Here is a 20,509-nt window from a genome sequence, read left to right as displayed (position 1 = left end):
GACTTTAATCAAAAAAAGCACCCCAAGATGAGGTGCTTTCAATTTTATTTTCGGTAAGAATTAACCTACTCTTTCGATTTGAGAGAAGTAGAATGCTCCTTCGATAGCTGCGTTTTCGTCTGAGTCAGAACCGTGCACTGCATTTGCTTCGATCGACTTAGCAAAGATCTTGCGGATAGTACCTTCTGCTGCATCAGCAGGATTGGTAGCACCGATCAATTTTCTAAAATCTTCCACTGCATTGTCTTTTTCCAAGATTGCAGCGATGATAGGTCCAGAAGACATATATGCGCATAGATCAGCGTAGAATGGTCTTTCTGAGTGAACTTCGTAGAATTTACCTGCGATAGCTGGAGTCAATTGGGTAGCTTTCATGGCTACGATTTTGAAGCCTGCTTCTTCGATCATTTTTAGGATTGCTCCTGAGTTGCCTGCAGAGAAAGCGTCAGGCTTGATCATGGTGAATGTTCTGTTAGTTGCCATGTTATTGGTATTTCATTGGTTTAAATCGGGCGCAAAAATAGACTTTTTCGTTACAATCTCCATAATAACTTTTGTATTTATCGCTTACCTGCTTCATTATCAGCAGGCTACTATAATTGGGAATTGTCAAAAAATTCCTGACCTTTGCGAGCTACAAGAGCCAAAAAGCAGCTAAATGTATAAAATGGAAGCTTTAGCCTCGTTTAAGAGAGAGATATCTTCACCCAAAAAAATATTCATTACAACTCACGTCAAGCCTGATGCCGACGCATTGGGATCTTCCTTGGGATTGGCTAATTACCTGCTCAAGAAAGGACATGAAGTGACTGTAGTGACTCCATCGGATTATCCTTCGTTTCTTAATTGGATGAAAGGCAATGATTCTGTGTTGGATTTTAGTAATCCCCTACACACTGAACTTGCTACCAAAAAGTTAAATGAAGCTGATATAATCTTCTGTTTGGATTTCTCTGTCTTAAATAGGGTAAATGAATTAGGCGAAATGATCCGGAACTCGGATGCATATACCGTCAACATTGACCATCATCAAGATCCTGAAGACTTTGCTGACTATCGTATATGGAGTACGGAAGCCGCAGCTACCTGTGAATTGGTGTATGAAATGGTGGTACAGCTCGGCGATGAAAATCTCCTGATAAAGGACATAGCAGAATGCCTATACGCTGGTATTATGACTGATACAGGTGGATTTAGACATCCTAATACCACCAAGAATGTTCATTTAGTTGTTGCAGAATTGTTGGATTTGGGAGCGGATAGTTCTCAGATTGCCAATTGGATTTACGATTCCAATTCTGTTAACAGGTTGAAATTTATCGGCTTTGCGATCAGCCGCCGTCTAGTAGTTCACGAGGAACTTCATATGGCCTATTTTGCGATCAGCAAAAAAGATCTTAAAAAATATCAAAGCCGTACTGGCGATACCGAAGGTTTAGTCAATTATGCATTATCTTTGGACGGGATAAAGCTGGCTGCCCTATTTTCGGAACGCGAAGATGGTATCAAAATTTCCTTTAGGTCGTCCAGTGAGGTAGCTGTTAATAAATTTGCAGCAGAATATTTCGATGGGGGTGGACATAAAAATGCCTCTGGAGGCAAGTCAATGTTAAGCCTAAAAGATACAGTTGAGCGATTTGAGTCGTTAGTAGAAGAACATCAGGAAGAGTTATTCCGAGTTGTTCCAGCTACAGTCGGATAAATAGCTTACAGCCCTCCCAAATAAATAGTAAAAATCACTCATCCATCCTTTATGAAATCGAGCGAAACCCAGAAGTCAAACAATGGGATGATTATAATATAAGCGAGATTCCATATGACCTTTGAAAAACAAGTATAATCAAATGAAAAATTCAAAAAGCCTTTTGGCAATTCTAGCTCTTATGATAGGAGCAATCAGCTTGACTTCATGCAATAAGACCAAAGTCACTGAAAAAGATGGTATCGAATACACCTACGTTAAAGAAGGGAATGAAAAAGCTCCAAATGGAGAGTATTTACTATATAATCTTGAAGTTCTGACTGCAACTGATTCCGTGATTATATCTACGCTAGAACAACCTTTTCCAGGGTATGTGCAAGCAAATGATTCTATGGAGGTTACAAATGGAATGGATGAGATATTCCTAAATCTTAAAAAGGGCGATAGTATCGCTTTTGAATCAACTGCGAAAACAATTTTTGGTGGTAATTATCCTCCGTTCATGAAAGAAGACGATTTGGTTAAAGTAAGACTAGGGGCGTTTGAAATCATGAATCAAGAGGGAATTCAGGCATACTATGAGAAAGTAATGGCTGCGGAAGAAGTAAAAAGAACTGAAAGAGCGGCTGAAAGAATCATTGAAGAAGATAAAATCATTCAAGATTACCTAAAAGAAAAAGGTCTTGAAGCACAGAAAACTGAGAGTGGTCTGTATTATATCATCGAAGAAGAAGGAACTGGCGATCCGGTGACTCCGGGTACCTCTATGTCTGTGCATTATGCTGGATATTTGATTGACGGTAGTTTGTTTGACACTTCTATCGAGGCAATTGCTAAAGAAAATGGAATCTTCAATGAAGGAAGACCTTATGAGCCTCTTCCCGTAGCTGTCGGCATGGGTCAGGTAATTCCAGGTTGGGATGAAGGGCTACTTTTATTGAAAAAAGGTTCAAAGGGTAAATTCCTTATCCCTTCTCCACTTGGATATGGTGAAAACGCTATGGGAGACAGAATTCCTGCAAATTCAATCCTTATTTTCGACGTAGATGTAGCGGATGTAAAGTAACATACGTATTGAAGCTATAGTCAGCCCGTTTAAACAAAACCAACTACAATGAAATTTAGATTATTTTCCATTTTAAGCTTGATTGCTGGAAGTTTAGCATTTGTATCTTGCATTGATGAGGAGGCTACTGATGCCACAATCCTTGCAAACGATAAAGCTGCCATACTTGCATACGTCGATACCACTACGATAGTCAATGTGAAGGAATTTCACGATGAGGCTTCAGGTATAAGAATAATTTGGCAACTTGAAGCTCAGCCTGATACGATTAGTGAGTTTTATTCAACAGATACGGTTACTGTCAATTACACAGGGAAATTTCTAACTGATCAGGTCTTTGAAACAACTGTTGAATCTGTAGCCAAGGCTAATGGGATATATAATCAAAACAAAAATTACGAGCCAGTTCAGTTTATTTTAGGAGGAGTTATTGCAGGGTTTCAGTTTGGAATTTCTCAAATGGAAACAGGTGAAAAAGCAACTGTATTTATCCCTTCAAGATATGCATATGGAAGAAATGGTCAAGGTAATATAGGAGCAAATACACCTTTAATATTCGAGCTAGAGCTAGTAAAAGTGAATCCTGGGCCGAGAAACTAATTAATATGATTTTACAACGAGTTAGTATTTTCTTCTTTCTGCTGATATCAATTGCATTTGTAAGCTGCGATGCTCAGAATCCTTTCGATACGGGCCCCGTCTATGATACGGCAGGGAACCTTGAGAGAGATAGCTTATTAATTGTGGAATATCTAGAGACGGCTGATATAGATAGCCTTTATCGTATTCATGATCCAAGTGGTATAGTTATTATCGTTCAAGAAGAAGGTGTCGCGTCTCGCCCAAATAGTGGAAATGTAGTATACACTAATTACGTAGGGTCTTTAATGAGTGATGGGTCTGTTTTTGATACAAACATTGAAAATGTTGCAATAGATAATGATATTTTCGTTGAGGGTCGTGATTACGATATTTTCAGCTTTCAGCTAGGTGCTGGTAATGTAATTCAAGGATGGGACATTGCTTTTAGGCGATTAAGGTCAGGGACTAAAGCAAAACTTATCATTCCATCTCCTTATGGGTATCGTGATTCGGAAAATAACGACAGGATACCACCTAACTCGATATTGATATTTGATGTGGATTTCAAAGGAATGGACTAAAATATAAAGGAGGGCTTCAGCAGCCCTCCTTTTTTTTGATCATACTTTTATATAAAACTGAGGCAGAGCCATTTCTGTCTTGATACCAAGGTACTTGTTAACGTATGACTTTCGAATAATAGCTTTTGAAAGCCTTTAGCTTAAACTGTTACCTGTTATGTTTGGCTTTCTTGCTTTATTTTTTTACCCAAATAGTCCAAAAGAAAGAAGCTAATTAAAAAACCGATTGCAGGAACAGAAAAGAATACCATGTGCCAAAACTCAGAGTTAGCAGGAGGGTAATAATCATATAACTCAGTCTGAATAGATAGATCCCAATCTGTCATAATTCCCAGTGATGCGAGATAAATCATGTAGATAAATAGAGCCACCATCACTGCCGAAAATATCATCCCTAAACGAATGAAAACTCTTGCTAGTTTATAACTTGGGTCGAGAGAAAGGTAGTTGTCATGGTGGAAAAGTTTATTAAAAATGCATTTCAAATTGCTGCTAACCAATTATTTAACGTTAAATCCCTTTAAAATTATCTATAGGGTCAGGTTTTTATTTATGGTATAGACTTTAGGGAGTTGGTAAAACTTGCTTTTATCCTAAATAAAAAAAGGAACTCATTGCTGAGTTCCTTTTCGATTTCAAAACGGGAGAAATCTTACTTTCTCACTCTGATTTTTTCCTTGATACGTGCAGCTTTACCCTGACGTCCTCGTAGGTAGAATAGACGAGCTCTTCTTACTTTACCTTGTCTCAATAGATCGATTTGTTCGATTGCAGGAGAGATGATAGGGAAGATTCTTTCTACACCGATACCATTGGATATTTTTCTTACAGTGAATGTCTCACCGTTAGAGTTCGGGTTTCTACGCTGGATCACAGTTCCTTGGAACTGCTGGATACGCTCCTTGCTACCTTCTTTGATACGTACGTGTACGTTGATGGTATCGCCAGCTTTGAATGAAGGGAATTTAGCTCTAACCTCGCTGTATTCCGCTTCTACTATTTTCATTAGATCGCTCATAGCTTTATATTTTTATGCTTTCGCTGTTTGCCAACGCGTGGCTTATTAATTATTTCTTATACGATTCTGCATCGCTTTTCCCAGGTTGGTTGTCACTGAGCAAGTCAGGTCTTCTCTCTTGGGTTCGGCGAACCGATGCTTCAAATCTCCATTCATTTATCTTGGCTTCATGTCCTGATAGCAATACCTCAGGTACTTTCATCCCGTCGTATTCGGCGGGGCGAGTGTACACCGGCGGTGCCAGTAGACCATCCTGGAAGGAGTCTGTCAAAGCTGAGGTTTCATCATTCAGCACTCCCGGTATCAGGCGAATCAATGCGTCAGCTACTACAGCTGCTGCTAATTCTCCTCCGGAAAGTACGTAATCACCAATGCTAATTTCCTTGGTGATGAATCGCTCTCTCACTCGCTCATCTACTCCCTTATAATGACCACAAAGGATCAGCAGGTTTTGGTTGAGCGAAAGGGCATTTGCCATGGGCTGATCGAAACGAGCTCCGTCAGGTGTCATGTAGATGATCTCATCGTACGTGCGTTCCTTCTGAAGTGCTTCTATGCAACGAGCGATGGGCTCGATTGACATTACCATCCCTGCTCCCCCTCCAAAAGCGTAGTCATCGACTTGCTTTTGCTTGCTTGTTGAATAATCCCGTAGGTTGATCACGCGAATACTGGCTAGTCCTTTGTCCTCCGCTCTTTTCAGAATGGAGTGAGCAAAAGGCCCTTCCAATAATCCCGGTACTACAGTGATGATATCAATGTGCATGGGTTAGTCTTCCAGATAAATTTCAAGTAAACCTTCGGGTAATCGGCAGTAAACTTTTTTAGCTGCCTTGTCCACCTTTAGGATAATTCCGTCCTGAATAGGTATCAGTACTTCTTTTTCCTTGTGTGTTACTCCGAGGAGATTCTGTGTCTCCAGATCATAAACGATCTGAATAGGTCCGATCAGGCCTTCTGTCTCGTCAAAGACTTCGAATCCGATCAACTCATGAAAGAAGTATTGGTCGTCTTTCAGTTCAGGTAAAGCTGTCAAAGGAAGATAAACTCCCAATCCAACCAAATTTTCTACCTGATCCAACGAGTTCAAATCCTCAAATTTCGCCAATGCTTTATTTCCAGGTTGGAGTACAAAGTGCTCCAGGAAAAACGGCACCAGCCGGGATTTTTGCTCTAAGAATAAATGCTCTAATGTCTCATAATCCTCAGGATAATCGACATCCAACACTATCATTACTTCTCCACGAAGTCCATGAACTTTAGACACGTAGCCTAACTGAAAGCTTTGGTCCTTATTCATGGGGATTTATATTATGCTTTTGCTTCGTCTTCGCCAGACTCAGGAGCTTTTTCTTCTGCAGGAGCTTCAGCCTCAGCAGCAGGAGCCTCTTCAGTTGCAACTTCTTCTACCGGGGCAGGATTGTTAGCAGCTTCAGCAGCAGCTAGAAGAGCTTTTTGCTCGTCTTCTCTTGCTTTGATAGCATCAAGTCTTGCTTGGTTCTTAGCAGCTTCAGCATCGAATGCTTTCTTCTTAGCATCAGCTTTCGCAGCAGTGATACCCTCAGTTTTTCCAGCAATTTTAGTCTCTTTATCGGTCAACCATGCTTCGAATTTCGCGTCTGCTTGTTCTTGGGTGATTGCACCTTTCAATACACCAATCTGAAGGTGTTTTTTCAGCATTACACCTCTGTAAGAAAGCATAGCTTTCACAGTGTCTGTTGGCTGAGCTCCATTCAACAACCATTTAAGAGCGCGCTCATTGTTGATGTTAATAGAAGCAGGATTCGTGTTTGGATTGTAAGATCCGATTTTTTCGATGAAGCGTCCATCACGTGGAGCTCTTGCATCAGCTACAACCACGTCGTAGATAGCCATTTTTCTTCTACCTCTTCGTGCTAATCTGATTTTTACTGACATAAATTATAATGTATTTAGTGAGTGGATGGAACCCGTCCATCCTAATTTTGGAGTGCAAAGATAGTGTAAATACTTGTAAAGCCATAAGTTGGCTAAAGAATATTTGCCTGAAAGCGGGCTTTTCTTTTATCTTGCAGGAGAATGTCCAAAGGCTGGTTAATCAATGGTTTTGATGAGCAATAAGTTCATGAATTAACAAGACCTGATAGATCAATGAGCGTCCAAATTATTTCAGCTGGTTGGTGATATACCAAGCATTTGCTAAACGCTAAGTGAATTTATTTCTTTAAATAAAAGGATGATTTGATATGGCCCCGTAGTTCAATGGATAGAACAAGCGTTTCCTAAACGCTAGATCTAGGTTCGATTCCTAGCGGGGCTACTTTTTCACTCAGGCTGTTTTTTGGAATCAATTACCGAAGATTAAATGACGTATTGAGAAACGCTGAAACTACATGTCAGAAAAGAGAAGAATTGGCTTGAAAGATATTGCCAAAGAACTTGGAATATCTATTTCTACTGCTTCAAGAGCATTAAATGCCTATCCTGGAATAGCAGACGAAACAATTAAACTGGTCAAGGAATATGCCGAAAAGCATAATTATGTGCCAAATACCATGGCTGTCAATTTCCGGAAAAACAAAACCATGACCTTAGGGATAGTGGTACCTGAGCTCATTCACTACTTTTTTTCTTCAGTAATCAGTGGAGCTATTCAAACAGCCAAGAAACATGGGTATAGTGTGTTTGTAAGTCAAACAGATGAAAAAGTAGCTAATGAAATTGTTGCTTGTAGAACTCTACTATCTTCAGGAATAGATGGATTACTCATATCTATCTCCAATGAAACAATTGAGGGTAAGCATATACAAGAATTTTTGGAAGAGGGAAAACCAGTTGTTCAATTTGATAAAGTCTCCGATTATCTGGAAACTCCCAAAGTAATTGTTGATGATTTCCAGGGTGCCTTTAATGCAGTTGAGCATCTCCTAAAAAAAGGATATAAGAAAATTGCGCACATAGGGGGATGGGCTGATGTCAAAAATTCAGTAGAAAGGAAAAGAGGATATATGGAAGCTTTAAGGACAAATGGATTTGAAATCCATGGAGATTTTTTATTAGAGTGCACAGACATAAGTGAGCAGGAGGGGTATGAATTCACTAAAAAACTTATGGAATCACACAATCCTCCCGATGCGATTTTTTGCATAACAGATCTGGTTGCTATTGGTGCAATAAAGTATTTGAAAGAGAAGAATTTTCAAATTCCAGAACAAGTTGGGGTTATGGGGTTCAGTAATTGGCAACTCGCAGGAATGGTGTCCCCAGGTTTAAGTTCCGTTGACCAGCATGCATATGAGATGGGAGTGAAATCCACTGAAATTCTAATCAATATTCTAAGGGGGAAAAGCACTATGTACGGATCAAACGCACATAGTGAAAACTGAGCTCATTATTAGAGAATCTACCTCGGTTAAAAGTCACAAAGATCAGGAATCGATTAATTAATCGGCTCAAATAAATGGAATGTATATGGCTCCATAATCAAATATTCGTGATCTAACCCAACCTTAAATTCCTGTCCTGTCCAATGATCAAGTAGCTTTTCCGGAATTGGCGTGTGTTCTTTAAAAGCATACCACGTCAAGAATGCTGTTTCTGCACTGAAATTAAAAACGCCGTAAAGCTTTTGGTTTCCAAATTTGCGCAAGTATCCAGCCACATGAATGTTGTGAGGTGGTAGCCATGTCAGATTATTATGATCAGCCACTACATTCAATTTTTTTCTAATCGAAATTAATTTCTTAGTGCTTTCAAAGATCTGACTCTCAATACTTCCGGAGTTTTGTCTCTTTTGGTTTTTATCCCAATCCATTACTGGCCTATGCATCCAACGATTATCATAATTCTTACCAGAATCATTCAGGTAGGAATAATCATTTGTGTACCCAAGTTCATCGCCATAGAAAATAATTGGTAATCCGCCGATAAAGAATGAATGCGCCTGCATCAACACTATTTTTTGAATTGAAAGAGTAATGCTAAATTCATTTTGATCTTCCAAAGCCTTTTCCAAACCACAAAGAGAAGCTAATGACCCACTAATCCGCGCATCTCCGGTTTTTGGGTTGGAAGAGAACAAAGCACCTTTTGCAGGGCTGTGTGCTTGATTTCCGGTGAAGTAATCCTTGAGAAACTTTCGATGCTCATATGGATTTTTTCCTGTTTGAGCTATCATATAATCATCGTATCCCAGACCTATATCATCATGGCAACGGGTGTAGGTGATCCAGCTTGTGCCATAGGGTTTTTTGAGGATTTCATGTTGGGCGGCAAGCATTACCTTGGTTTCTCCAGAGGCAAGCATATCCCATTGTAGCGCCATATGCGTGGCGTTGTAGGCAAAATCACATTCTTTTGCCAAAAACTCACCGGATCCGAAATATTTAATAATCTCCTTAGGAGCTACGATGGCTTCACCCAAAATAGCCATTCCTGAGTGGCCACTTCTACACATTGTTTGATTAACCGTAATAAAGTGTGTGCCTGTGGGAGGTTTTGAGAGCTTGTACCTGTCTGCTTCCAAATAAATGCAGGAGCGTCAATTCTGAGTACATCCACTCCAAGATTTCCATAGAACAGAATATTGTCTAGCATCGCCCTGAAAACTGCAGGATTCATGTAATTCAAATCCCACTGGTAATCATGAAAAACAGTCATTACCCATTTATTACACTCAGGTACAAAAGTGAAATTACCTGGTGAGCTCTCTGGGAAAATTTCTGGCATGGATGCATCAAACTGATTTGGAATCCAGCGATCATCATACATGTAGAAATAGTCCTGAAATTCCTTATCTCCCTGCTTTGCCTTCTCTGCCCATTCATGACGATGGGAAGTATGATTTAATACGATGTCCAGCATTAAATACATATCCTTCTTTTGCATGGACTTTCTTAGGTCAATTAATTCAGCCAACGTCCCATATCGCTCGTCTATTTTCCTGAAATTTGATACGGCATATCCTCCATCACTTTCACCTGCCGGACTTTCAAACAAAGGCATTAAATGAAGAAAATTAACCCCCAGTTCTTCAAAATAGTCCAGTTTGGTTTGCATGCTTTTTAGATTACCCGAAAACCTATCTACGTATAGACTCATTCCTACCAGATCATTGCTGAGAAACCATTTTCCAGATTCTTCTTTGGACTTGTCTCTTTGCTTTAGGTCATTTCCCCTTTCCTGATTTGCTTTCGCTATGGTGAGTACTAGCTCTTCGAAAAATTGGTTTGCCTGATAAGAGTGACCATATATTTCTCCAAAAAGGAAAGCTATAGTGTCGATAGATTGAGTGAGCCGCAGATAAAATGAGGGGTCATCTTTCTGGGAAAATCCATTTTTTGATAAAATATCAACTGCAAAAGATTGAGCAGACTGATTCAATGTAAACATCTTGATAAAATTTAATGTCCGCCAGCTCCCATTACAGAACTGTCGATGTTGGTGGTTTCTTTTATTCTCAATACTGCAATGGCTCCCATAAGCAATAAAATGCCAGCGAATGTGATTGCTGATCCAGGATTATTGTCTAGGAAAGTCTTGGAGATATAGCCAAAGCTCAGGGTTTGGAAAATCATAGGGATTACTATCATCATGTTAATGATTCCCATATACACTCCATATCGTTCCTTTGGTATTTCGTTGACTACCAGTAAATAAGGGACTCCCATCATGCTTGCCCACGCAATTCCAAAGCCTGTCATAGGTGCAAATAGCAAGTATTTATTTTCAATTAATGGAAATGCCAAAAGGCCAACTCCTGCCATTATCAAACAGATGAAATGTACTTTTTTAGGACCAAATCTGGTGGCCATTCTGGCTAGGAAAAAGGCTGAAAGAAAAGTGACAATATTATACCAGCCATTTACAAGTCCTGTCCATCCTACTGCCTGCTCATACAGTTGTTTATTCTCCAATGGGCTAGTATTCCATACAGACTGGGCTATGCTTTTGGCTGCATTTTGCCAATAGCAAAACAAGGCATACCACTGAAATAGATACACCAAAGCAAGTTTCCACATCACAGTAGGCATTTGAATTATAGACTCAATTATCTCTAAGTTTTGCGCAAACACAACCTTTACCGTAGGATGATTTTCGGCCCATTTGATAGTTTTTCTAATAATGGTCCTATCAAAAATGGATGGAATAAGCAGAATAAATAGCGCTAAATACCCGATCAAGGTCGTTAGTATCGATAAGAAAAATTGAATGACGGGATGAGGCATGCCCTTATTCTTTTCCTCCAAGATCTTTAACTCCTCTTCTGATGGTGGGTATTCCGGTGTTTTGGACATACTCCACAGGACCGAGCCAATAGAACAGACCGTACCTAAAAAGAAAGAAGCATAAACCCAGACCGGTAAAGAGCCCACAATACCTGGAATATATTTTTGAAAGACAAAAAGGGAAACGTTTGCCAAGGTAATTCCTAAGCCAGTGAAGAAGCTTTGTGTAAGAAAGCCTTTGCTGTATTGGGACTCAGGAAGCACATCTGCAATCAAAGCGCGATACGGCTCCATCGCAGTATTATTTGCAGCATCTAAAACCCACAATAGTCCTGCTGCCATCCATAGCGAACTACTAAACGGATAAAAGAACAGACAAATACTACATATCAATGCACCAATGAAAAAGAAGGGTTTCCTTCTTCCAAATTTAGGACTCCAAGTACTATCACTTAACGCTCCAATTATCGGCTGGATGAGTAGCCCTGTCATTGGTCCTGCCAAATTCAAAATCGGGATTTCGTCAGGAGCAGCACCAAGCATATCATAAATTGGATTTACTGCACTCTGCTGCAACCCAAAGCTATATTGTATCCCAAAAAAGCCAACGTTCATATTGATAATCTGGGAAAGAGAGAGCTGAGGTTTTCTCATTGGTTTCTTTTGGGTTAGTCGTTTTGGGCTGAGATTAAAGGAATAGGTACTTCGAATCCTTTAAATCAGGTTTAAAATACACATTAAACTCTTCAGACAAATGATAGTAAGGTACAGTGAGGGCGCTGTTTGCTCTTATTTAGAAGAGAAATTGTGTGTTTATTTACTATTTCAATCGGTTGAAATCAAAAGAAAACTGAGGTTAAAATTTTTTATTTTTTTTTATATACCAGCTCAAAAAATTAGGATTAGGAGTGAAAAAAAGTTTTCAAACTCTTTTTCTTACTTCATTGCCTCTCGTATTTCCTGAAGAAAAACAGAAACTTTCACTTTAGGATCGCCTTCGCCCAATGTCTCAATTGGGATATATCCACGGTAACCGGATTTCTTAATTAAGGCCATGATTTTGGTGACATCAGTTTTTTGCTCCACGCCATTCAGATATAAATTTTCTTTCAATTGCCAACTCACCGCGTATGGAATTGCTTTTTCTATTTCCTGATATGCATCAGCACGAAAACTGCCAATATCCAGAATCAATCCAAACCAATCTGAATTTACACGGTTGATGATGTCAATAGTCTCATCGGCTGTTTTAAGAAAATCATGGTGGTTTTGTATTGCGACTACCACCCCGTGAGCTTTGCCAAATTCCGCGCATTCTTTGAGGTCGGCAACCATATATTTTATCACTTCTTCGCGTTGCAGATTACTTACATCAGCAGTTCCAGAGAAAACTCGAATAACCGGAGCGCCAATTTTTTCTGCTGCCAAAATCCAATTTTTAACCAACTCCACACTTTCTCTTCGCTTGGCTGCATCTGGATCGGTAAAATCGTTGCGAACTCCTGTTCCGCTTATTTCAAGTCCGAGAAGAAAAGCTTTCTGTTTGATATGATACAAATACTCATCTGAAGGAACCTCGGGATAACCAGGGAAATAGTAGGCTGTAATATCAACAGCGTCAAATTGATTGGCGGCACAATATTCCAACAATTCATCTAGGTTCATTTCCCCTTTCATCAATGGCCGATTAAATGAATAGGCATTCAGGCTAGTCTTTAATTTTGTAGGAAGGTGTTGTGATTTACCTGCAAGGGGGAAAATTGTGACCAAAAAAAGAAGGCTGATTATTATTCTGGATGGATATCCGGTATGTTGTTTCATGTGCTAAAAAACTATAAATGTGTGAGTTACAGTCTACATTGATAAGGTAAATACCCCCTGCTTCTCATCTTTACCAAAAACACATCCCTAGACATTGGAAATTCCTTGAGTTGCGCATCACTGAGATTTTACTGAACTGTTGTGATAGCAAACTATCAAAAGAAAAAAACTATGTTGAAATTATATTCAAAAAAAGATTTTATCTACCAATTCTCATTACATATCCAAAAGAAATGACAGTTGAAGTCAGGGGCGATGAATGAACTGCTTGATAGTGCTCTCCTTCAAATTCAATATCCGAAAAATCTCTTTGGATTAAATTGTTATTTATAGAGATATAAGCTTTAAAATTTAAAGTAAGGGTTGAAATTTCATTTAGCATATATTGAAAGCCAATTTTAGGATGAATCTGCATGAAAAAACTATTTTTAAATGTTTGCATTCCACTGAAAGTCAATTCATATAAAGGAACTGTAACTATATTTCCATCCGCATCTTTAATTTTTTTTGTAAAAACCTGAAAAGTCTTATCCTGATTGTATACTATATCATTTAATGGAATGTAACCTAAGCTTAATCCTAATTCCGGCACGAAGGATATTCTAGTGTTAGGGAAACCTAAATTATAACCAATAGTAGGCGCGACATTAAAATAATAAATTGGTTCAAGGCCGTAACTCATCCTATCAAATTGAAATCTATTGCCAAACCGTTTCACTCCTACCTCTACACCATAGACTATGTTTTGGGGAGTTTTTTTGAAGGCTTTAAGGCTAATATCCCATCCAGTTCTATATTCTGTCCTAAGCACATCAAAATCCCCTGTATTATTCCATTGGATATTAGGCAGGCCATAACTGGCTTCTAGGTAGCTTTGGCTGAAAGAGCTTTGATAATAGGAGAATAACAATATCCCCAGAGAGAATAGTTTTTTGGTCATTATTTCTGTTAGATTTTTATTTTAGTAGCACAAGCGATCTAAGCAGAACCTTTTTTTAAAATTCTCACTTAAAAGCCTGTCGTTTTATCCAATTACATTAACAGAAAACCGTATTTCGCCATCTTACTACTATTTCCAAATATCAATTCGAAAATGTAAGTTATTTAAACTAATGTATTAAATAAAAAATCCTGTTTTAAACTAAAAATAAAATTTAGGTCGTATTAGCTGGAATTATCTCTTAATATCATTAACAATTTCGCGGACTTCCTTTTGTGCCAAAGCTGGAAAAAGAGCCAGAATAAAAATAAGTAAGAGAATCAATCTGAGTTTTGCATGCATGGTATTCTGGGTTTTAATAATCAATCTTAAGAGGTGATTTTTCCATTTCTTAAAATACTTGCCTTGTTTGCTAAAAAGCCCTTGGCGTTAGTCTTCACCAAAAAGGAATCACCACTAAGTGGATATTTCTTCAATTGCTCTGAGCTCATACTCTCCTGGGCAGTTGTGATCAATAGGGTATCAAGGTTTTCTCCACCAAAGCAACAGGAAGTGATCTGGGGAACTGGTAGCTCGATTTTATCCAGCAATTCACCGTTTTTTGGATTCCAGCGATAAACCCCCGATCCTCCATAATGTGCCACCCAAAGCATTCCTTCCCGGTCGATGCACATGCCATCAGGAAATCCCAATTCCTCTGGAATATCGACAGCAATCTTTTCAAATTCTATTTCGCCAGTTTCAAGATCAAATTGAAAGGCTTTGATTTCCCGAGTAGGTGTATCGATAAAGTAAAAAGTTTGATCGTCTTCTGTCCAAGCCATTCCGTTGGAAATAGTCAGATTTGACAGTTTCTTTTTGGTTCTAAATCCCGATTGATACAATAAAGCGAGCCTGCTCCCACTGTGAATTTGGTGCTCAAAGTTCCTATCCAAATTCTTCCTTTAGGATCCACTTTTCCATCATTGAAGCGATGCAAGGTATAATCTGATTCCACTTCGCATAGCCAGGTGACGTTCTTCCGTTTCCAAATCAAACTTTGCAATCTTTCGATCTAAACCTAAAGATCAAACTTCCGTCTTCTGACTCTAAAACCACTGCCAAATAATGCGGGAAACTTCGCGTTTTCGTTCTCCCCAGTCTTGAGATGATGTTCGAATAGCTTTCCGTTTTCAATATCCACCCAGAAAAAACTTTGTCTTCCTGCATGCCAATAAGGTCCTTTCGCCTAGGAAGCATTGAGAGGGGATGGAGGTGTAGTTGTAGGTATTCAAGGTTGTTTCGATTAAATGTTTTATAAATCTTCGAGGAGATTTCTCAGTCCTTCCTCCTTCGAAGTGACACCTCAAAGGTTAAAAAGAGGGCCGTAAATCGTAAATCCGATATCATAAATCTTAAATCAATTGTGCCAATACTGAGCAATTTTCTTTTTCAAAAATGCCACAGATCGCTGTAGTTGATCCATGCCATCGACCCCATCTTCTATGCTGATCCAATTGTCAAAACCTACCCGTTTCAACTCGGTGAAAATGGCATCGTAATCATTTAAGCCTTTGCCAACTTCCCCATGACTCAGTCTCGCTGCATAGCCAGTCACGCCACTTTCTTCATTGTTCAAATCTTCAATGGTGCCATACTTCAAAAATCGATCACTGGCATGCATAGTGACTACTCGCTCCGAAACCTCATACAGTAAATCGAGGGGATCTTCACCTGCTAAGAAAGCATTGCTTGGATCGTAGTTCACCCCGAAGTTCGTATGCTTGATGCTATTGACCAACTTGGTGAAAAGGGCTCTTTTCTGCGCAAACTCTGGATAATCCCAAAAGTCATCTTTATAGTGATTCGTCCAATATCAGCGTGATTCCAAGGGACTTGGCATAAGGTAAACAGGCTCGAATTGACTCCAGAAGCATATTTTATTCCCTCATCTTCCGTGAGCTCAGGCCTATATTGCCCAGATAGTACGCGGCAGTATTTCCCTCCGAGTTCATCCGTCATCTCTATCCAACGCTTCTGTTTTTGAATTTCTTTGTCCCGAAAAGCTTTGTCAGGATGAGTGAAATCCGGGGAACAGCACATCATGGGAATCACCATTCCCTTGTCTTCCACCATTCTTCGAAATACGCGCCAGTTGTCTTTCTTTTTCCATTTCCAGAAAACCTGCATACCACTCCAATCCATCAATTTCTAGTGCTGCGGAAAGTTCTATCCATTCCGACACTTTCATGCTTCCATCCTTGCAAAGTGCTTGCATGAAAGCTTTGGGAAAGGCTGCTATTTTGGGCATTGTGTACTGTTTTTGAAGTTTGTTTTTATTGGTATTTATTAAAAACCTAAAGCAAAGAAGTTGCTGTTAAACTCTTGAGGCTGAGTTTAGGGGCTTCGGTCATCCGTCTTCGGTCTTCCAGCCTGATAAGCAAAGGTTTTAAGGCAACAGCAATCTCTTCTGATAACTACCTCCATTATTTGTGTGGAATGGTCGTCGCGTCCTTTGGAATGTTTCTTCCAATCATCGGGAATTGCTCCAAATCAACAACTTGACCGCTGATCGGTCCGCTTTCATCCGAAAGCCAATAAATACATGCCGCTGCGATTTCTTCCGGCCAAATGATTCTTCCTGCAGGAGCGTACATTTTAGATAATTCCTTGTACCAAGTATCCGAAAGTCCATGTTCCTTTTTTCGCTCAATTTCCTTTTCGGTAAGCACCCAGCCTGGATTAATTTGATTGACCCGCACACCATTTTCCCTGAAGAGAGAATCTCCCAAATTCCTGGTCATGGTCATTATTGCGCCCTTAGTAATGCTGTATGCCAATAGATTGTGCTCACCACTCCAGGCATTGATCGACCCAATATTCAAAACTGCTCCATGACTTTCAATCAAATGAGGAAGGGCTGATTTGATAAGGAATAATGGGGCATAAGTATTTACCTCCATTAGTTTATTCAAAAATGCTTTATCAGTAGTGTGAATATCTGATGCTGCCACGATTGCAGCATTATTAACTATGCTGTCAATTCTTCCCCAAGTGCTAATCGCCAAGTCAACCAGTCTTTGCGTAGCTCCTTCATTAGACAGATCTTCTATATGCAGTTTTGCGTTTTCAGCTCCGAGTTCAGATACTGCCTGAATGGCCAGATCCTCTTCCAAGCCATGAATGATCACTTTTGCCCCTTCTGATACTACCTTTTTGGCAATGGCTTTGCCAATTCCCATCGTGCTCCCAGTGACGATGATCACTTTGTCTTTTAATCTCATCTTAAACAGGTTTTAATACACTTTTTACTACTTCTCCACTATGCATTTTCTCAAAGGCTTCATGCCATTCTGTTATCGGCCAAACTCCTCCTATGATTGGTTTTACATCTAATGTTCCACTGGAAAGTAAGCCAATAACTTTTTCCCAAATCGGCCAATTATGGCTGAAGCTTCCTTGCAGGCGCACATTTTTCTGTACTAATGGATCTAAAGAAAAATTGAAAGGGCTTGGCCCCCAGCCTACTTTGGTGATTTGCCCATTTGGGCGAACAAGATCCATGGCGATTTTCAAAGTGGCGCTGATTCCTGCTGCATCAATAATCAGATCAGCTCCAAGACCATCGGTTTTCCTAGCCCATTCGGTTGCATCGCTGATGATGGGAGTGACCCCATAGCTTTTTGCTATTTCCAGTCTACCTCGGTCCTTTTCCAAACCTAAAATGGCCACATCTCCACCGCAAATTTTTGCCACAGCAGCGCAAAGAATCCCGATAGTTCCGGGGCCGATAACGAGTACTCGATCTCCTGGTTTGATATGTGAGTTGACCGCGACAGCGTTGTAGGCCACCGAGCATGGTTCGGTGAGGCATGCTTCCTCAAAAGAAAGATCTTCTGGAACACGGTGGAGGCAACGGGCGGGAACTCGCACGAATCGTGTCATGGCTCCATTTACTCCGTAGCCAAATCCTTTTCTGGTTGGATCAAGATTATATAAGCCAGTTTTGCTCATTGGATTCTGTGGGTCGATGACCGCTGCCGTTTCACTGACTACCCGATCCCCGATCTTCCAGCCAGTCACCCGATCTCCAACCGCTGCTATTTTTCCTCCAAATTCATGACCTAAAACAACCGGATAATTAACGGGCCAGCTATGATCTGAAGTCCACTGATGCAGATCGCTTCCGCAAACACCCACATTTTCTACTTCCAATAAAATGTCCTCATCTCCAATTTCCGGGACAGGAATTTCTCTGATTTCTACTGAGCCTTTTTTTTCTGAAAAATTAACTACGGCGGCTGATTTACCTAGTATTGACATGAAATGGTAGGTTTAAAAGTTACTGATCTTTTGAGAATGTATAGCTGCGCAGATTTTCCTGAGGCTTCAAGATCACCATCAGCAGTTTTGAATGCGTCAGCATCTATTGTCAGTGGTGCACCTAGGACTACAAGTGGCGCTCCATATTGTGGACATTGAATGGCTTGTTCAAGCGAAAGTCCGCCCACTGCCTGCACTGGCACTTTTACAGCTTTCACCACTTCACGTAATTGATCCAATGGACTTGGCATTCTGTGGCCCGCTGCTGCAATTCCTCTTCGCTCATCGTATCCAATATGATGGATCACAAAGTCACATCCCAAATCCTCTAAAAATCTTGCTCCTTCCACCATATCAGGGCAACCCAAGTTATCACCCATCACTTTCACTCCATAATCTTTTCCTGCTTGCACCACACATTTGATGGTTTCCTTATGTGCTCTTGCCATCACCACTACATGGGTTGCTCCCGCTTTTGCCATCATCTCTGCTTCCAGGTAGCCTCCGTCCATGGTTTTTAGGTCAGCGACGATTGGAACACCGGGGAAGGCTTCCCGCAATTTTCTCACTCCATGTAGTCCTTCGGCAAGGATCAAGGGAGTGCCGGCTTCAAGCCAATCTACCCCAGCTCGCATAGCCAAAGCGGCCGTTTCCAGCGCTTCATCAATGTCCGTCAGATCTAAAGAGATTTGTACTATAGGTTTCATTTTGGGTTGGGTTACAAGTATTTCTCTAAAAAAAGGGTCCTCTATAAATTAGGATGTGCTTAGATTTTTAAGATAAGGAAAATCGGGAAAGATACTTTCCTGATTTGGGGTAAAAGGAAGATTATATTTTGAAGAAATGCATAATATTTGATTGGGGGTTTCTATCATGCATAATGGACAAAAAAAAGCTCCACCCGAATATCAGATGGAGCTTTTAAGCCAATGGAAAAGAGACTTATTGCTGAAGTCTCGCTTGAACTTCTTCGATCAGTCCTTCATATTTCTTAAGAATTCTCGCCCAGTCCTCGAATTTCTCATCGTCTTTCACAGTCACTTGATTTTGACCATCTAGGTATGCTTCCTGACTGATCAATTTGATTGCATAGGCTAATTGATCGGAATTCCGCCGCTACTAACGATTACTCTGGTACGGAGAACAACTGGACTGAAAGTTCTGTACCTGCCAAGAAGTAGTCAAATACCCCGTGTTGAAATCAACTGTTTCCAGGGATGTCAAAATATCTCGTAATGATAGAGCTCAGAATTCTCCAAGCTTCTTCAGAAGTATGAACTGTGTTGACTGGAACTGTGATTCTTACATTGGCCAAATCTGATGAAACTGAAGAAGTATAGGCTTCATCTACATTCATTTCTATAAAGTCAGTAACTGGTGGCTCCTGCATGTTTGCCTGATTGTAATAGTTCTTCACATAGCGGACGTAGCCATCCTTTTTTACCCGGATTTCTACATTTCCATTTTTAGGAACCTTCAAATCGTAACTGCCGGTGCCCACTGTTTTTCCTCCAATCTCAATGATTGCATCATTAGGGTTCGTGGTGATTTTAACCAATCCATCTTCTAATTGTGCTTTTTCTCTAACTGGAGGTTCCGGGTCTGTGTCAGGCTTGTTACAAAAAACTTTAGTGTACTCTACAAAGCCGTCCTTATTAACAGTGACAGTCACACAGTCGTTTAAAGGGATTTTTATGTCTTGATTTCCTCGGCCTACGCTGACCCCATTGGCTGTGACCACCCCATCTGCAGGTATCACTTCCAAGCGAACTTGTCTGTCTTTCAGTTCAAAATAATCCTTGGAGGGGAGGGGTCTCACGATCCGGTGAGTTGTAATAACTTTTTGAGATTGGAGCAAAACCAGCTTTTCTTATCTCAACAGTATGGAAACGATCTTTTTGTATGATAAGATAAATAGCCTTACTACCGATTACTCTACCATCCACGAGGATTTCGGCATCATATGGTTCAGCGGTGATTTCAACTCTTCGGGCATCCAAAGACACGTATTGGTCTTTATCCCATTTCAAGTCTCGGTTGTATTCCTTAATCACAGGCTCATAGCCTGGCTTGGTGATTTTGATTCTGTTTCTACTATCTTTTTCAAGTTTGTATTCAATAGCTCCAGTTCCTAACTCTTGCTTATCAGAATCATCATAGTCATTGAGCAAAATGAATTTTGCATCTGAATGATTGGCTGTGATTTGAAGTTTTTGAGAAAAGGAAAGGGAAGCAGAAAAAAGGAAAAGTAGGCTGAGTGTGAGTAAATTTTTATACTTCATAAATTGGTG

Annotated in this window: 22 protein-coding genes, 1 tRNA gene and 2 pseudogenes; 6 read left to right on the top strand and 19 right to left on the bottom strand. The window is 40.1% G+C overall.

Annotation, left to right across the window (positions count from 1 at the left end):
* Positions 1-60 precede the first annotated feature (60 nt).
* Positions 61-483 (bottom strand): nucleoside-diphosphate kinase, encoded by a 423-nt coding sequence (locus tag AC0L6R_RS14625; protein ID WP_283412333.1) that lies wholly within the window; start codon positions 481-483, stop codon positions 61-63.
* Between the two features lie 184 nt (positions 484-667).
* Here AC0L6R_RS14625 and AC0L6R_RS14620 point away from each other — a divergent pair, with 184 nt between their 5' ends.
* The 4 genes from AC0L6R_RS14620 (at position 668) to AC0L6R_RS14605 (ending at position 3,931) form a co-directional block, all read left to right on the top strand.
* Positions 668-1,702 carry a DHH family phosphoesterase gene (locus AC0L6R_RS14620; protein ID WP_473271869.1) on the top strand — a complete coding sequence of 345 codons (1,035 nt, stop codon included), beginning with the start codon at positions 668-670 and terminating at the stop codon, positions 1,700-1,702.
* A gap of 142 nt (positions 1,703-1,844) precedes the next feature.
* The gene (locus AC0L6R_RS14615; RefSeq protein WP_283412335.1) at positions 1,845-2,768 is read left to right on the top strand and encodes an FKBP-type peptidyl-prolyl cis-trans isomerase; all 924 of its coding nucleotides are present in this window, start codon (positions 1,845-1,847) and stop codon (positions 2,766-2,768) included.
* A 48-nt stretch (positions 2,769-2,816) separates the two neighbouring features.
* A complete protein-coding gene (locus AC0L6R_RS14610; protein WP_473271868.1) occupies positions 2,817-3,368 on the top strand; it encodes an FKBP-type peptidyl-prolyl cis-trans isomerase in 552 nt (183 codons plus the stop codon).
* A gap of 5 nt (positions 3,369-3,373) precedes the next feature.
* Positions 3,374-3,931, top strand: coding sequence for an FKBP-type peptidyl-prolyl cis-trans isomerase (locus tag AC0L6R_RS14605; protein ID WP_473271867.1), 558 nt, complete (start codon positions 3,374-3,376; stop codon positions 3,929-3,931).
* A gap of 155 nt (positions 3,932-4,086) precedes the next feature.
* Here the strand turns inward: AC0L6R_RS14605 and AC0L6R_RS14600 are convergent, their stop codons facing one another.
* From AC0L6R_RS14600 to AC0L6R_RS14580, 5 genes are all read right to left on the bottom strand, one after another.
* A complete protein-coding gene (locus AC0L6R_RS14600; protein WP_473271866.1) occupies positions 4,087-4,416 on the bottom strand; it encodes a hypothetical protein in 330 nt (109 codons plus the stop codon).
* A 167-nt stretch (positions 4,417-4,583) separates the two neighbouring features.
* The gene (rplS, locus tag AC0L6R_RS14595; protein WP_091692379.1) at positions 4,584-4,949 is read right to left on the bottom strand and encodes a 50S ribosomal protein L19; all 366 of its coding nucleotides are present in this window, start codon (positions 4,947-4,949) and stop codon (positions 4,584-4,586) included.
* Positions 4,950-4,998: 49 nt separating this feature from the next.
* Complete coding sequence (gene trmD / locus AC0L6R_RS14590; RefSeq protein WP_473271865.1) at positions 4,999-5,715, bottom strand: tRNA (guanosine(37)-N1)-methyltransferase TrmD; 717 nt, start codon at positions 5,713-5,715, stop codon at positions 4,999-5,001.
* A gap of 3 nt (positions 5,716-5,718) precedes the next feature.
* The gene (gene rimM, locus AC0L6R_RS14585; RefSeq protein ID WP_283412340.1) at positions 5,719-6,249 is read right to left on the bottom strand and encodes a ribosome maturation factor RimM; all 531 of its coding nucleotides are present in this window, start codon (positions 6,247-6,249) and stop codon (positions 5,719-5,721) included.
* A gap of 11 nt (positions 6,250-6,260) precedes the next feature.
* Positions 6,261-6,866 carry a 30S ribosomal protein S16 gene (locus AC0L6R_RS14580; protein ID WP_339870060.1) on the bottom strand — a complete coding sequence of 202 codons (606 nt, stop codon included), beginning with the start codon at positions 6,864-6,866 and terminating at the stop codon, positions 6,261-6,263.
* 310 nt (positions 6,867-7,176) lie between these two features.
* Between AC0L6R_RS14580 and AC0L6R_RS14575 the strand changes: the two genes are divergently transcribed.
* Both AC0L6R_RS14575 and AC0L6R_RS14570 read left to right on the top strand, forming a co-directional pair.
* A tRNA-Arg gene (locus AC0L6R_RS14575) sits at positions 7,177-7,248 on the top strand.
* A 73-nt stretch (positions 7,249-7,321) separates the two neighbouring features.
* On the top strand, positions 7,322-8,314 hold the full coding sequence (locus AC0L6R_RS14570) for a LacI family DNA-binding transcriptional regulator (RefSeq protein WP_473271864.1): 993 nt from the start codon (positions 7,322-7,324) through the stop codon (positions 8,312-8,314).
* 53 nt (positions 8,315-8,367) lie between these two features.
* Here the strand turns inward: AC0L6R_RS14570 and AC0L6R_RS14565 are convergent, their stop codons facing one another.
* The 13 genes and pseudogenes from AC0L6R_RS14565 to AC0L6R_RS14505 form a co-directional block, all read right to left on the bottom strand.
* The gene (locus tag AC0L6R_RS14565; protein ID WP_473271863.1) at positions 8,368-9,384 is read right to left on the bottom strand and encodes a hypothetical protein; all 1,017 of its coding nucleotides are present in this window, start codon (positions 9,382-9,384) and stop codon (positions 8,368-8,370) included.
* Positions 9,333-10,319 (bottom strand): alpha-amylase family glycosyl hydrolase, encoded by a 987-nt coding sequence (locus AC0L6R_RS14560; RefSeq protein WP_473271862.1) that lies wholly within the window; start codon positions 10,317-10,319, stop codon positions 9,333-9,335. The genes AC0L6R_RS14565 and AC0L6R_RS14560 overlap by 52 nt, the downstream gene beginning before the upstream one ends.
* 11 nt (positions 10,320-10,330) lie before the next feature.
* Positions 10,331-11,809: an MFS transporter gene (locus tag AC0L6R_RS14555; RefSeq protein WP_473271861.1), complete on the bottom strand. Its 1,479-nt coding sequence runs from the start codon at positions 11,807-11,809 to the stop codon at positions 10,331-10,333.
* 282 nt (positions 11,810-12,091) lie between these two features.
* Positions 12,092-12,976, bottom strand: coding sequence for a sugar phosphate isomerase/epimerase family protein (locus AC0L6R_RS14550; RefSeq protein ID WP_473271860.1), 885 nt, complete (start codon positions 12,974-12,976; stop codon positions 12,092-12,094).
* Positions 12,977-13,175: 199 nt separating this feature from the next.
* Complete coding sequence (locus AC0L6R_RS14545) at positions 13,176-13,916, bottom strand: hypothetical protein (protein WP_473271859.1); 741 nt, start codon at positions 13,914-13,916, stop codon at positions 13,176-13,178.
* Positions 13,917-14,284: 368 nt separating this feature from the next.
* Positions 14,285-15,099 (bottom strand): annotated as a pseudogene (locus AC0L6R_RS14540) (SMP-30/gluconolactonase/LRE family protein).
* Between the two features lie 216 nt (positions 15,100-15,315).
* Positions 15,316-16,206, bottom strand: a pseudogene (locus AC0L6R_RS14535) (sugar phosphate isomerase/epimerase family protein).
* A gap of 175 nt (positions 16,207-16,381) precedes the next feature.
* Positions 16,382-17,179 carry an SDR family NAD(P)-dependent oxidoreductase gene (locus AC0L6R_RS14530; RefSeq protein WP_473271858.1) on the bottom strand — a complete coding sequence of 266 codons (798 nt, stop codon included), beginning with the start codon at positions 17,177-17,179 and terminating at the stop codon, positions 16,382-16,384.
* A gap of 1 nt (position 17,180) precedes the next feature.
* A complete protein-coding gene (locus AC0L6R_RS14525) occupies positions 17,181-18,218 on the bottom strand; it encodes a zinc-binding dehydrogenase (RefSeq protein ID WP_473271857.1) in 1,038 nt (345 codons plus the stop codon).
* Positions 18,206-18,925: an orotidine 5'-phosphate decarboxylase / HUMPS family protein gene (locus tag AC0L6R_RS14520; RefSeq protein WP_473271856.1), complete on the bottom strand. Its 720-nt coding sequence runs from the start codon at positions 18,923-18,925 to the stop codon at positions 18,206-18,208. Before AC0L6R_RS14520 ends, AC0L6R_RS14525 begins: the two co-directional genes overlap by 13 nt.
* A gap of 235 nt (positions 18,926-19,160) precedes the next feature.
* Positions 19,161-19,298, bottom strand: coding sequence for a hypothetical protein (locus AC0L6R_RS14515; RefSeq protein ID WP_473271855.1), 138 nt, complete (start codon positions 19,296-19,298; stop codon positions 19,161-19,163).
* A 121-nt stretch (positions 19,299-19,419) separates the two neighbouring features.
* Complete coding sequence (locus AC0L6R_RS14510; protein ID WP_473271854.1) at positions 19,420-20,037, bottom strand: PEGA domain-containing protein; 618 nt, start codon at positions 20,035-20,037, stop codon at positions 19,420-19,422.
* Entirely contained in the window at positions 20,006-20,500 is a 495-nt protein-coding gene (locus AC0L6R_RS14505; protein ID WP_473271853.1) for a hypothetical protein, read from the bottom strand. Before AC0L6R_RS14505 ends, AC0L6R_RS14510 begins: the two co-directional genes overlap by 32 nt.
* Positions 20,501-20,509 lie beyond the last annotated feature (9 nt).

It is taken from the genome of Algoriphagus sp. 10J20-15, assembly GCF_055809615.1.
Note: the sequence above shows the minus strand (reverse complement) of the source record. Positions and strands in the feature narration are given on the sequence as shown.